General features: G+C 53.5%; 1 protein-coding gene. It reads right to left on the bottom strand.

The window, feature by feature from the left end:
* A partial coding sequence (locus R0J87_RS24090) for a gamma carbonic anhydrase family protein (protein ID WP_498889564.1) occupies positions 1-187 on the bottom strand: 187 nt, incomplete at its 3' end.
* Positions 188-241: the final 54 nt, after the last annotated feature.

The following is a 241-nucleotide window of genomic DNA, read 5'->3' as shown; positions in this document are numbered from 1 at the left end:
ATTCGTTTTTAAGCACAACGTAGTTGGCGGCCGATTCACTAAGAAAGAGGCGCTCGGCCTCTGTTAACAGCCGGGCTTGCTTCGCTGGACTGCCTACATATAAGTAGCCACTTTGCAGATGCTTACCCGGCGGCACCAGGCTGCCCGCGCCGATAATGACATCATCTTCTACTATCACATCGTCCATAACGATAGCGCCCATACCAACCAGGATGCGACTACCGAGTGTGCAACCGTGCAG

This window comes from Halomonas sp. SIMBA_159 (assembly GCF_046536035.1).
In the GTDB taxonomy this organism is placed as follows: Bacteria; Pseudomonadota; Gammaproteobacteria; order Pseudomonadales; family Halomonadaceae; genus Vreelandella; species Vreelandella venusta_A.
Note: the sequence above shows the minus strand (reverse complement) of the source record. Positions and strands in the feature narration are given on the sequence as shown.